This window comes from Streptomyces sp. NPDC058812, from assembly GCF_042744565.1.
Classification (GTDB): domain Bacteria; phylum Actinomycetota; class Actinomycetes; order Streptomycetales; family Streptomycetaceae; genus Streptomyces; species Streptomyces thinghirensis.
This window is the reverse complement of the sequence record NZ_JBHYOB010000002.1, coordinates 615,544-627,554: the sequence shown is the minus strand read 5'-3', so window position 1 is coordinate 627,554 and position 12,011 is coordinate 615,544. Positions and strand designations below refer to the sequence as shown.

Below are 12,011 nucleotides of genomic sequence, written 5' to 3'. Positions count from 1 at the left end.
AAATACCAGCTCAAACCCCGCGACTGGGCCACCGCCGCCCGCGAGGGCACCACCATCGCCCCCCTCGTCACCAAGCTCAACACCATCCGGCGCGACCACCCCGCGCTGCACCGGCTCAGGAACCTGCGCTTCCACCGGACCGACAACGACGCGCTGATCGCGTACAGCAAGCGCGTGGGGTCCGACGTCGTGCTGGTGGTAGCCAACCTCGATCCCCACCGCACCCAGGAGGCCACGATCTCGCTCGACATGCCGCAACTCGGCCTGGACTGGCACGAGTCGGTGCCGGTCCACGACGAACTCACGGACGAGACCTACCTCTGGGGCCGCACGAACTACGTGCGGCTGGAGCCCGGCCGGGCCCCCGCTCACGTCTTCCACGTCCGCCGGCCGTCCGCCGCCACGCCCCAGAACGGAGGGTCAGGAGCCTCATGACCGTCAACGAGCCCGTGCCGGACAAATTCGAGGACACCCCGGCCAAGGACCGTGACCCGGACTGGTTCAAACGAGCCGTCTTCTACGAGGTACTCGTCCGCTCCTTCCAGGACAGCAACGGCGACGGCGTCGGTGACCTCAAGGGCCTCACCGCCAAGCTGGACTACCTGCAATGGCTGGGCGTGGACTGCCTCTGGCTCCCGCCCTTCTTCAAGTCGCCGCTGCGCGACGGCGGTTACGACGTCTCCGACTACACCGCCGTGCTGCCCGAGTTCGGCGACCTGGCCGACTTCGTCGAGTTCGTGGACGCCGCCCACCAGCGCGGCATGCGCGTGATCATCGACTTCGTCATGAACCACACCAGCGACCAGCACCCGTGGTTCCAGGAGTCACGCCGGGACCCCGACGGCCCGTACGGCGACTACTACGTCTGGGCGGACGACGACACCCGGTACTCCGACGCCCGCATCATCTTCGTCGACACCGAGGCGTCCAACTGGACCTTCGACCCGGTCCGCGGACAGTACTACTGGCACCGCTTCTTCACTCACCAGCCGGACCTGAACTACGAGAACCCGGCCGTCCAGGAGGAGATGCTGGCGGCGCTGAAGTTCTGGCTGGACCTGGGCGTCGACGGCTACCGCCTCGACGCCGTGCCCTATCTGTACGCCGAAGAGGGCACCAACTGCGAGAACCTGCCCGCCAGCCACGCGTTCCTCAAGCGCGTCCGCAGCGAGATCGACGCGCACTATCCCGACACCGTGCTGCTGGCGGAGGCCAACCAGTGGCCGGAGGACGTCGTCGACTACTTCGGCGACTACTCCGTCGGCGGTGACGAGTGCCACATGGCGTTCCACTTCCCGGTCATGCCGCGCATCTTCATGGCCGTACGCCGCGAGTCCCGCTACCCGGTCTCCGAGATCCTCGCCAAGACCCCGGCCATCCCGTCCGGCTGCCAGTGGGGCATCTTCCTGCGCAACCACGACGAGTTGACCCTGGAGATGGTCACCGACGAGGAACGCGACTACATGTACGCGGAGTACGCCAAGGACCCGCGCATGCGCGCCAACATCGGCATCCGGCGCCGACTGGCCACCCTGCTGGACAACGACCGCGACCAGATCGAGCTGTTCACCGCCCTGTTGCTCGCCCTCCCGGGCTCACCGATCCTGTACTACGGCGACGAGATCGGCATGGGCGACAACATCTGGCTCGGCGACCGCGACGCCGTACGGACCCCGATGCAGTGGACGCCCGACCGCAACGCCGGCTTCTCGACCTGCGATCCGGGGCGCCTGTATCTGCCGACGATCATGGACCCGGTCTACGGCTACCAGGTGACGAACGTCGAGGCGTCCATGGCCTCGCCCTCGTCCCTGCTGCACTGGACCCGCCGCATGATCGAGATCCGCAAGCAGAACCCCGCCTTCGGCCTCGGCACCTACACCGAACTGCCCTCCTCCAACCCCGCTGTGCTCGCCTTCCTGCGGGAGTACGAGGACGACCTGGTGCTGTGCGTGAACAACTTCGCGCGGTTCGCGCAGCCCACCGAACTCGACCTGCGGGAGTTCGCCGGGCGCCATCCGGTCGAGCTGTTCGGCGGAGTCCGCTTCCCCGCCATCGGCGAACTGCCGTACCTGCTGACCCTCGGGGGCCACGGCTTCTACTGGTTCCGGCTCACCCGAGTCGCATCCCGCATCGGCCGCCGCGTTTGAGCGTGGGCCGAGGAAAGGACGCGTCACCATGCCGAAGACCGCACCCCTGCGCCCAAGACGCGGGCATCTCGCCGAGACCATGGCCTCGCTCGGCGAGCTGCTGCGGGAGTGGCTGCCGCGCCAGCGCTGGTTCGCGGGCAAGGACCGGCTCGTGGCCGACCTCGGTCTGCTGTCGATGACCGAGCTCTTCCCCGGCTGTCTGCACCTCCTGGTGCACACCGGGCAGGGCCCCGTGCCCGCCCCGGGCGGCGCTGCCCCGGCCGGCGACTGCTACCAGCTGCTGCTGGGCGTGCGCGAGCAGCCGTCACCGCGCCTGGGCCGGGCGATCATCGGGCAGGTGCAGGACGGCCCGCTGGCCGGCCGGACGGTCTACGACGCGCTGCACGACCCCCGGTCGGCCCAGCTGCTCCTGGAACGGCTCCGGCACCCCGGCAAGGCGGGACCACTGCGCTTCGAGTCCGACCCCGCGCGGCCGGTGCCCGGCGGGCTCGTGCCGCGGCTGCTGGACGCCGAGCAGTCCAACTCGTCGCTGATCTACGGCGACGAGTTCATCCTGAAGCTGTTCCGGCGCATCCAGCCCGGCGTCAACCCCGACCTGGAGGTACCGGACGCGCTGGCCAGGCAGGGCTGCGGCCGGGTCCCCGCGCCGGTGGCGTGGATGCGGACGACCCATCCCTACGAGGCGACGCTCGGCGTGCTCCAGCCGTTCCTGCACGACGCCTCGGACGGCTGGACCCTCTCCCTGAACGCGCTGGCGTCCGGCGACGACTTCACCGTGCAGGCCCGCGAGCTGGGGCGGGCGATGGCCGACGTACATCTCGCGCTGGCCTCGGCCTTCCCGGCCGGGCCGCCCGGGGAGAACGGCCGGACGGCGGCGGCGATGACCGAGCGGCTGACCGCCGCCGCGCACCGCGTACCGGCGCTGCAGCCCTTCGTCCCCGGGCTGCGGGCGGCCTTCGCGGCGCTGTCCACCTGCGACTCCGGGCCGCCCGCCCAGCGCATCCACGGCGACCTGCATCTGGGGCAGGTGCTGCGGGCCGGCCGGGACTGGTTCGTGATCGACTTCGAGGGCGAACCGTCCCGCCCGCTGTCCGAACGGCGCAGCGCCCACTCCCCCGTGCGGGACATCGCGGGCATGCTGCGCTCCTTCGACTACGCCGCCCGGCAGCGCCGCCCGTGGCGCCCCGAGTGGGCGCGCCGCTGCCGGGAGGCGTTCTGCGCCGGCTACGCCGCCCGCGCCGGGTGGGACCCCCGTAAGAAGCACGGCCTGCTGCGCGCCTACGAGACGGACCGCGCCGTGTATGAGGTGCTGTACGAGGCCCGGCACCGCCCCGACTGGCTTCCCGTACCCATGGCGGCGATCGAACGACTCGCCGTGAGAGGAGACTGACCCGTGGCCCTCCGCGACACCTCGCTCCCCGAGCCGTCCGGTCCCGTCCCGCCCACCTCCGGTGCGTGCGGAACCGCCCCGCCCCTCGACCCGACCGACCGTGGGCGCCTCCTGGCGGGCGCCCACCACGACCCGCACGCCCTGCTCGGCGCCCACCCGGTCCCGGACGGTGTCGCCTTCCGGGCGCTGCGCCCGTTCGCCCGCGAGGTGAGCGTGGTCGTCGACGGCGAGCGCCACGCCCTCGTGTCGGAGGAGGACGGTCTCTTCTCCGGTGTCCTGCCGCTGGCGGAGATCCCCGCGTACACCCTCGTGGTGGCGTACGAGGAGGGCGAGCACGAGACGCACGACCCGTACCGCTTCCTGCCCGCCCTCGGGGAACTCGACCTGCACCTGATCGGTGAGGGCCGGCACGAGCAGCTGTGGCAGGCGCTCGGTGCGGAGCCGATGACCCACGAGGGCGTCACCGGCACCCGGTTCACGGTGTGGGCGCCGAACGCCCAGGGGGTGCGGGTCGCCACGGACTTCACCCACTGGGACGGCACGGCGTTCCCGATGCGCTCGCTCGGTTCGTCCGGGGTGTGGGAGCTGTTCCTGCCGGGCGTCGGCGAGGGCACCCGGTACAAGTTCGAGATCCACTCCCGGTACGGCCACCGGTTCCTCAAGGCCGACCCGATGGCCCGCGCGGCGGAGGAGCCGCCGAACACCGCGTCCGTGGTGATCGCCTCGGCGTACGCGTGGGGCGACGGGGAGTGGATGCGGACCCGGGCCGACAGGCCCGTGCACGAGGCTCCGTTCTCCGTGTACGAGGTGCACCTGCCGTCCTGGCGGCCGGGGCTGACCTACCGCGAGCTGGCCGAGGCGCTGCCCGCGTACGTCAAGGACCTGGGCTTCACCCACGTCGAGCTGATGCCGGTCGCCGAGCACCCCTACGGCCCGTCCTGGGGCTACCAGGTCACCGGCTTCTACGCGCCGACCGCGCGCCTCGGCTCGCCCGACGACTTCCGGTACCTGGTCGACGCCCTGCACCGGGCCGGCCTCGGCGTGATCATGGACTGGGTGCCGGCGCACTTCCCGAAGGACGACTGGGCGCTGGGCCGCTTCGACGGGGACCCGCTGTACGAGCCCGGGGACTCCCGGCGCGCGGAGCACCCGGACTGGGGGACGTACACCTTCGACTTCGCGCGTACCGAGGTGCGCAACTTCCTCGTGGCGAACGCGGTGTACTGGTGCGAGGAGTTCCACATCGACGGGCTGCGCGTCGACGCCGTGGCCTCGATGCTCTACCTCGACTACTCGCGCGACTCGGGCCAGTGGGAGCCCAACCAGTACGGCGGCCGGGAGGACCTGGCGGCCATGGCGTTCCTCCAGGAGATGAACGCGACCCTCTACCGGCGCTGCCCCGGCGTGGTGACCATCGCGGAGGAGTCGACCGCGTGGGGCGGGGTGACCCGGCCCACCGACACCGGCGGGCTCGGTTTCGGCCTGAAGTGGAACATGGGCTGGATGCACGACTCGCTGGAGTACGTCGCGCACGAGCCGGTGCACCGCAAGTACCACCACCACGAGATGACCTTCTCGATGGTGTACGCCTACAGCGAGAACTACTGCCTGCCGATCTCCCACGACGAGGTGGTGCACGGCAAGCAGGCACTGGTGTCGAAGATGCCGGGCGACTGGTGGCAGCGGCGGGCGAACGTCCGCGCCTACCTCGGCTTCATGTGGGCACATCCGGGCAAGCAACTGCTGTTCATGGGGCAGGAGTTCGCCCAGGGCGCCGAGTGGTCGGAGAAGCAGGGCCCGGAGTGGTGGCTGCTGGACGAGGGGTACCACTCGGCGGGCGACCACCGCGGGATCCAGGACCTGGTACGCGCACTCAACACCCGCTACGGGCGGACCCCGGCCCTGTGGCAGCGCGACACCGATCCGGCCGGATTCCGGTGGGTCGCCGTGGACGCGGCCGAGGACAACGTCTTCGCGTTCCTGCGGTTCGACGCGGACGGCACTCCGCTGCTGGCGGTGTCGAACTTCTCCCCGGTCGTCCGGCACGAGTACGGCCTCGCCGTCGGCGACGAGGTCACCGCCTGGCAGGAGGTGCTCAACACCGACGCCGAGGAGTACGGCGGCAGCGGCGTGGGCAATCCCGACCCGGTCAAGCCCGAGGACGGGAGCCTCCGGATCACCCTCCCGCCGCTGGCGACGGTGTGGCTGATGCCGTACGCCCTGTGAGCCGCGGCGGCGCGACCAGGTGTTCGACCGCCTTCCCGGGGCAGTCGGTGGTCCAAGGACCGAGAAGACCTCGTCGCCGCCGCGGGCGGGCCCACAGAAAGGCGGCATCACGTGCGCACCGTCGGAGTGGAGGAGGAGCTCCTCCTGGTCGACCCCGAGACCGGTGAGCCGCGGGCACTGTCCGCCGCCGTGCTCGCCCGGGCCTCACAGGACGATGCCGAGCAGGACGTGTTCGAGAAGGAACTGCACGAGCAGATGCTCGAGTTCGCCACGCATCCGCAGTCGGACATGGAGCTGCTGCACGCGGAGATCGTCCGCTGCCGTGAGGAGGCCGGGGGGCACGCCGGGGGGATCGGCTGCGCCGTGGCCGCGCTGGCGACGTCGCCGCTGCCGGTGACCCCCTCCATCGGCGTGAACCGCCGCTACGACTGGATGGCCGACCAGTACGGCGTCGTGGTCCAGGAGCAGCTCGTCCTGGGCTGCCACGTGCACGTCTCGGTGGAGTCCGACGAGGAGGGCGTCGCGGTGATCGACCGGGTGCGGCCCTGGCTGCCGGTGCTGGCCGCGCTGAGCGCGAACTCGCCGTTCTGGCAGGGCAGGGACTCCTCCTACAGCAGCTATCGCAGCCGGGTCTGGCAGCGCTGGCCGTCGGCCGGCCCGACGGAGCTGTTCGGCTCGGCGGAGACCTATCACCGGCGGGTCGCGGACATGCTCGCCACCGGCACGCTCCTCGACGACGGGATGATCTACTTCGACGTCCGGCTGTCCCAGCGCTACCCGACGGTCGAGTTCCGGGTCGCGGACGTGTGCCTGGACGCGGGGACGGCCGTCGTCGTCGCCGCCCTCGCCCGCGCGCTGGTCGACACGGCCGCGCGGGAGTGGCGCCAGGGCAGGGAGCCGGCCGAGCACAGTGTGAGCCTGCTGCGTCTCGCGGCCTGGCGGGCGGCCCGGTCCGGGCTGACCGAGGAACTGCTGCATCCCGCGACGATGCGGCGGATGCCGGCCGAGACGGTCGTACGCGCGCTGCTGGACCACGTCGGGGACGCGCTGGCCGACGACGGCGACCTCGACCGGGTGCGGGACGGCGTCGGCGAACTGCTGCGGCACGGCAACGGTGCCCGGGTGCAGCGCGAACTGCTGGAGCGCACCGGCAGCCTGCGGGACGTCGTCACCGAGTGCGTACGCCGTACTCAGGCGGCCTGAGACGCCCCGCGGGGCCGTCGCTCGTCGAGCCTCCTCAGAGGATCAGGACCAGGGCGTACCCCAGGAAGCCCGCCGCGACGAGCAGCACCAGGGCGAGGATCACGGTCAGGGGTGCCTTGGCCCAGCCCTTGGAAGGGTTGTTGCCCTCCCACGGGCCCGCCTCGGACATGCTGCTCTCCCCCGGCGGGGTCTCGCCGGGCGGCACACCGCCTCCCTGCTCCAGTCCGGTGGTGCGTTCGGGTTCCGGGTCGGGATTCGTATAGCTCATGCCGTCCGGGTCCCCCGATCCGGCCGAGATCACCAGGCGGGAACACTTCCGCCGTCCCGGCCCCCCGCCGCCTGCGGCTCCGCTACATTCCGAACACGGCCGATGACGGTGCTCGCCGGTGCTCGTCCGTGGATCCACCGTCCGTTCATGTCAGGAGCCAGCGCATGCGCGACCTCGCTCTCGCTCCCCCGGCCGTCCCGCCCCTGACCGGCGGGCTCGCCGACAGCCTCTTCGAGACGGCTGCCCTCAGTCCGACCCTGCCGATGCTCGCCCGCCGGACCGGACCGGACCGGACCGTCTGGGACGAGGTGACGGCCGTGGAGTTCCGCGACGAGGTGGCCGACCTGGCCAAGGGGCTGATCGCGTGCGGGATCTCGCCGGGCGACCGCGTGGCGATCCTGGCCCGCACCCGGTACGAGTGGACGGTCTTCAGCTACGCGCTGTGGACGGTGGGCGCCGAGGTCGTGCCGATCTATCCGACCTCCTCACGCGACCAGGTCGAGTGGATCCTGCGGGACGCCGGCTGTGTGGCCGTGGTGGTCGAGGACGAGCAGAGCGTGATGACCGTCGGCTCGGTGTGCGCGTCGCTGCCGTCACTGCGCCATGTCTGGCAACTGGACGCGGGCGTGATGGAGGCGCTCGTGGCGCGCGGCGAGTTCCTCCCGTTCGCCACGGTCGACTCCATGCGCCGCATCGTGCTGCCGGACTCCACCGCGGTCGTCGCCTACACCTCGGGCACGTCCGGCCGCGCCATGGGCTGCGCGCTGAGCCACCGCAGCCTGGCCAGTCCCTGCGACACGCTGATCGAGGGCTGGGGCCACACGGTCGCGCCGCCCGGGGAGCAGGGCGCCGTCCTCGCCTTCCTGCCCTTCTCCCACGTGTACGGGCTGATGATCCAGAGCCTGTGCGTCCGGGGCGGGCTGCTCATGGCGCACGAGCCCGCGATGACCGGGGAGGCGCTGGCCTCGGCCCTGCGCTCCTTCCGCCCGACCTACCTCTACGCCGTCCCGTCGGTTCTGGAGAAGCTCTACAAGACCTTTCTGCGCACGGCCCAGGAGACGGGCCGCGGAGCGCTGTTCGAGCGGGCCGCCGGGACGGCGCGGGACTTCGCCGCCGCGCTGGAGCGCCGGCGGCTGGGCAGGGGGCCGGGGCCCGGCTTCGACCTCCGGCTCCAGCACGCCCTGTACGAACGGACGGTGTACCGCCGGCTGCGGAGCGCGCTCGGCGGCCGGGTGCGCCGCGCGACGTCCGGTGGTTCGCCGCTCAGCCGTGAGCTGTCCCTCTTCTTCGAGGGCATCGGCGTCTACGTCCACGACGGCTACGGTCTGACGGAGACCAGCGGCGGACTGACGATGCAGCCGCTGGGCCGGGAGAAGTCCGGCACCGTCGGGCAGCCGCTGCCCGGCATGGAGATCCGGGTGGCCGACGACGGGGAGATCATGGTGCGCGGGCCGTCGCTGTTCCAGGGGTACATCGGGGACGAGGCCGCCACGCGTGAGGTGCTGCGCGGCGGCTGGCTGGCCACCGGGGACCTCGGGCACCTGGACGACGAGAACTATCTGGCGATCACGGGCCGCAAGAAGGACATCATCATCACCAGCGGCGGCACGAGCGTGGCCCCGGCCGCCCTGGAACAGCGGCTGCGCATGCATCCGCTGGTCCACCAGGCGGTGGTCGTGGGCGACAACCGGCCCTGCGTCGGCGCCCTGATCACGCTCGACCCGGAGTTCCTGACGCACTGGCGGGCCGGCCTGGCCCTCCAGGGCGACGCCCCGGTCCGTGAGGCGCGCGAGGAGAACGCGCTGCGGGAGGAGGTCGCGCGGGCCGTCGCCGCGGCCAACAGTGCGGTGTCGCGCTCGGAGTCCATCCGGGTCTTCCGCGTCCTGCCCGATCCGTTCGACGTGGCGGGCGGGCTGCTCACCCCGTCGATGAAGCTCCGCCGGGACGAGATCGTACGGACCTACGCCTTCGAGATCGACGCGATGTACGAGGCGCGGCCGCACCGCCGGCCGCCGGCGCCGCCGGAGGATCCGGCCGGGTGGGAGGACTCGGACAACGTGTTCTTCCGGTGACCGGGTACGCCGGCAGACGTGCGCGCAGCCCTCGTCCGGTGTGCCGACCGGGTCAGCCGCCCACGTACCAGCTGAAGCCGCCGCTCGACGCGCTCACCGCCAGCAGGACGACGAAGAGGACGAGGGCCAGGATCCCGAGCACGATGCCGGCCTTGGCCATGCCCGCGCCGCCCTTGGCCGGGGCCTGCCGCAGTCCGACAGCGCCCAGCACGATCGCCACCGGTCCCAGAATGACGCTGAGGAAGAACAGGCCGATGATTCCGCTGCAAAGACTCGCGATGGCCAGACCGTTCGTGCGTGACCTGGACGACGCGGCAGGGGAACTGCCGTAACTGGTCATCAGAGATCTCCCGAGTGGGGTAGTCGGACACGGGCGCCCCCTCGCGGAGCGCCCTGGTGTGTTCCGCCTTCCGGGTTCCCTCGCAATCCGCTCTGTATTCCGGGGAATTCGCCGGGGGTGACAGGGCAGTCACCCCCGGCCACCGCGCCCCGACCAAGCACAACGAGGCGCGTAGGGTCGGCCGGCACGGGAACTAACAAACGAAGGGAAAGCGAAGAAGGGACAACGCCCGGCGGATGCCGGGCCGGGAAGGCGAAATGGCAGCCGAGTCGCGTTGGGACAGGACACTGGCTTCCGAGGAGATCACGAACCGCACCGCCAGCTTCACCGGGGAGCTGCACAATGTGACCGGTGCGCGCTTGGTCGCGGAGGAATTCCTCTACGACCTGGCCCGTGCGTCACCACCCTCGCAGCCCGAGCACTGGGACGACATCCTCCTGGTCGTCACGGAGCTGGCGGCGAACGCGGTGCAGTACGCCCCGGGGCCGTTCACGCTGCGGCTGCGCCGTACCTTCGACGGCGTGCACGTGGTGATGCACGACACGAGTACGACCGAACCCGCGCCGCGCCCCTTCCATCCGAGCAACGGCGGCGGCGGCATCGGCTGGCACCTGATCCACACCCTGTCCGACCAGGTGAGTGTCGTCACCGGTGAGCGGGGCAAGGACATCCACGTCTTCCTGCCCTGGTGACCTCCGCCCCGGTCACGGGGCGCCCGCGTCGCGCAGGGGCACCAGCACGCTGATCGACTTGCCGCCCCCCGGGTGCCGGTCGACGGCGATGTCGCGGGCCAGGCGGGCGACGAGCGGCCAGCCGTAGCCGCTCCCATGGTGCCTGGTGGGGAACTCGTAGGCGGCCCTGGGCACCACCGCGCTGTTGTCGTGAACGGCGATCCACATGCCCTCCCCCATCGGCCGGACCTCGAACCCGGCCAGCCCGCCGCCGTGCCGGATCGCGTTGGTGACCAGCTCCGAGACCACGAGCAGCAGGTCGACGACGTCCTCGTCCCGCACCCCGCGGCCCGACCCCCATTGCGCGCGCGCCACCGACTCCGCGTACGCGCGTGCCGTGGCCGCGCTGGTCACGGCACCCGATGCCGGTGCGCCGGACGGCACGAAGCCGGATGAGGCCGTGGTGGTCCCGTCGGTTGGTTCCATGTCAGTGGTGTCCCTGGTCCTCGCCGTGCTGTCGTTCGGCGCCGGGTCAGTCCGCGGAGGTGTCCTGCGGCGGCAGCCGGTGGTAGTAGTCGCCGACGGACGCCAGGTACTCCCGGTCCATCGTCTCGCTGTCGGTCCGGAACCGGGGCGCGGCCTTGACCTCCGCCCTGGTGCAGGCCACCGTGACCGTACGGGCCTCGGGGTCGATGCCCCTGACCATGCCGACCGGCACGAGCACGCTCCGGCCGAAGACCCAGACGCCGGTGTCGACGACCAGGTGCCGCATGCCGAAGTGGTCGGCCTGGCGGTCCACGTGACCGATGGTGCCGTCGCTCGCGACGACGGTGCAGCCCGTCAGGTCCTGTCCCTCCGCGTAACCACTGCCCGCCGCGTACGACCAGACGCTCTCCATCGGCACGCTGTACCTTCCCTCCCGCGTGGGTGACGACTGTGGGGCCGGGCGGACGCCACGGGCCGGTCCGGCTTCACAGCAGCAGATACCCGGTCCGGGCCGCCGCATTCGGACGCCGTGGGCCAATCGGCGGCGGCGAGATCCGCCGGAGCGCCCCACGGCCGGCTCCGCGGGCGCGGCCTGATGCGTCCGGGGCCGCGCTCCACCGGGTGACGTCCCGCTTTGTTCGGACCCGCGACCTGGGTTAGCCTCTGGCGTATTTTTCTCAGTGGGCAATCCGTGAACTGCGGAAACGCACGCACGACAGGCCGGACCGTGGCATCGGTCCGCAGGGGGTTCCGAGTCCTCGGTCCGAGGGCTCCTGGGGAGCGGAACGAGGGTGCGCATGACCAGCGACAGCGCCGGGACCGTCGAGGCGGTTCCGGGCGATCAGGAGTTGCGCCGTCTCCTCGCGGGCCTGACGGCCGTGCGGGACGGCGACTTCGGCACCCGTCTGCCGGACGCGGCCGATGGCCTGATGGGCGACATCGCCAAGGTCTTCAACGGCATGGTGGACCAGTTGTCCGTGTTCACCTCCGAGGTCACCCGGGTCTCCCGCGAGGTGGGCACGGAGGGGACCCTCGGCGGGCAGGCGAGGGTGCCGGGCGTCTCGGGCACCTGGGCCGATCTGACCGACTCGGTCAACGCCATGGCGGGGAACCTGACCACCCAGGTCCGTGACATCGCGCAGGTCGCCACGGCGGTGGCCAAGGGCGACCTGTCGCAGAAGATCGACGTGGACGCCCGCGGCGAG

Annotated in this window: 11 protein-coding genes and 1 pseudogene; 8 read left to right on the top strand and 4 right to left on the bottom strand. The window is 71.5% G+C overall.

Features of this window, described 5'->3' with window-relative positions:
* From ACFW48_RS06920 to ACFW48_RS06900, 5 genes and pseudogenes are all read left to right on the top strand, one after another.
* Window positions 1–435 (top strand): annotated as a pseudogene (locus ACFW48_RS06920) (alpha-1,4-glucan--maltose-1-phosphate maltosyltransferase); the annotation flags it as partial.
* Entirely contained in the window at window positions 432–2,150 is a 1,719-nt protein-coding gene (gene treS / locus ACFW48_RS06915; protein ID WP_386311097.1) for a maltose alpha-D-glucosyltransferase, read from the top strand. The pseudogene ACFW48_RS06920 and the gene treS, both read left to right, overlap by 4 nt.
* Before the next feature lie 28 nt (window positions 2,151–2,178).
* Complete coding sequence (locus ACFW48_RS06910) at window positions 2,179–3,540, top strand: maltokinase (protein ID WP_386311096.1); 1,362 nt, start codon at window positions 2,179–2,181, stop codon at window positions 3,538–3,540.
* 3 nt (window positions 3,541–3,543) lie between these two features.
* Window positions 3,544–5,766 carry a 1,4-alpha-glucan branching enzyme gene (gene glgB / locus ACFW48_RS06905; RefSeq protein WP_386311094.1) on the top strand — a complete coding sequence of 741 codons (2,223 nt, stop codon included), beginning with the start codon at window positions 3,544–3,546 and terminating at the stop codon, window positions 5,764–5,766.
* Between the two features lie 111 nt (window positions 5,767–5,877).
* Window positions 5,878–6,969 carry a glutamate--cysteine ligase gene (locus ACFW48_RS06900; RefSeq protein WP_386311092.1) on the top strand — a complete coding sequence of 364 codons (1,092 nt, stop codon included), beginning with the start codon at window positions 5,878–5,880 and terminating at the stop codon, window positions 6,967–6,969.
* A gap of 34 nt (window positions 6,970–7,003) precedes the next feature.
* Here ACFW48_RS06900 and ACFW48_RS06895 read toward each other — a convergent pair whose 3' ends face one another.
* Entirely contained in the window at window positions 7,004–7,237 is a 234-nt protein-coding gene (locus tag ACFW48_RS06895; protein WP_210960810.1) for a DUF6480 family protein, read from the bottom strand.
* 164 nt (window positions 7,238–7,401) lie between these two features.
* On the opposite strand from ACFW48_RS06895, the gene ACFW48_RS06890 reads away from it, so the two are divergent.
* Window positions 7,402–9,309, top strand: coding sequence for an AMP-dependent synthetase/ligase (locus tag ACFW48_RS06890; RefSeq protein WP_386311090.1), 1,908 nt, complete (start codon window positions 7,402–7,404; stop codon window positions 9,307–9,309).
* Window positions 9,310–9,361: 52 nt separating this feature from the next.
* Here the strand turns inward: ACFW48_RS06890 and ACFW48_RS06885 are convergent, their stop codons facing one another.
* Entirely contained in the window at window positions 9,362–9,649 is a 288-nt protein-coding gene (locus tag ACFW48_RS06885) for a DUF4190 domain-containing protein (protein WP_386311088.1), read from the bottom strand.
* Window positions 9,650–9,906: 257 nt separating this feature from the next.
* On the opposite strand from ACFW48_RS06885, the gene ACFW48_RS06880 reads away from it, so the two are divergent.
* Window positions 9,907–10,341: an ATP-binding protein gene (locus tag ACFW48_RS06880; protein ID WP_386311086.1), complete on the top strand. Its 435-nt coding sequence runs from the start codon at window positions 9,907–9,909 to the stop codon at window positions 10,339–10,341.
* Window positions 10,342–10,353: 12 nt separating this feature from the next.
* Here ACFW48_RS06880 and ACFW48_RS06875 read toward each other — a convergent pair whose 3' ends face one another.
* Together ACFW48_RS06875 and ACFW48_RS06870 are read right to left on the bottom strand one after the other, a co-directional pair.
* A complete protein-coding gene (locus ACFW48_RS06875; protein ID WP_386311085.1) occupies window positions 10,354–10,806 on the bottom strand; it encodes an ATP-binding protein in 453 nt (150 codons plus the stop codon).
* A gap of 46 nt (window positions 10,807–10,852) precedes the next feature.
* On the bottom strand, window positions 10,853–11,218 hold the full coding sequence (locus ACFW48_RS06870) for a PRC-barrel domain-containing protein (protein WP_386311133.1): 366 nt from the start codon (window positions 11,216–11,218) through the stop codon (window positions 10,853–10,855).
* Window positions 11,219–11,603: 385 nt separating this feature from the next.
* On the opposite strand from ACFW48_RS06870, the gene ACFW48_RS06865 reads away from it, so the two are divergent.
* The coding region (locus ACFW48_RS06865) for a HAMP domain-containing protein (RefSeq protein ID WP_386311083.1) at window positions 11,604–12,011 on the top strand (408 nt) is incomplete at its 3' end.

Bases quoted from the DNA above. Each gene is read 5' to 3' on its own strand.
- treS (WP_386311097.1), top strand. From the start codon at position 432: ATGACCGTCAACGAGCCCGTGCCGGACAAATTCGAGGACACCCCGGCC.
- ACFW48_RS06910 (WP_386311096.1), top strand. From the start codon at position 2,179: ATGCCGAAGACCGCACCCCTGCGCCCAAGACGCGGGCATCTCGCCGAG.
- ACFW48_RS06895 (WP_210960810.1), bottom strand. From the start codon at position 7,237: ATGAGCTATACGAATCCCGACCCGGAACCCGAACGCACCACCGGACTG.
- ACFW48_RS06890 (WP_386311090.1), top strand. From the start codon at position 7,402: ATGCGCGACCTCGCTCTCGCTCCCCCGGCCGTCCCGCCCCTGACCGGC.
- ACFW48_RS06885 (WP_386311088.1), bottom strand. From the start codon at position 9,649: ATGACCAGTTACGGCAGTTCCCCTGCCGCGTCGTCCAGGTCACGCACG.
- ACFW48_RS06880 (WP_386311086.1), top strand. From the start codon at position 9,907: ATGGCAGCCGAGTCGCGTTGGGACAGGACACTGGCTTCCGAGGAGATC.
- ACFW48_RS06875 (WP_386311085.1), bottom strand. From the start codon at position 10,806: ATGGAACCAACCGACGGGACCACCACGGCCTCATCCGGCTTCGTGCCG.
- ACFW48_RS06870 (WP_386311133.1), bottom strand. From the start codon at position 11,218: ATGGAGAGCGTCTGGTCGTACGCGGCGGGCAGTGGTTACGCGGAGGGA.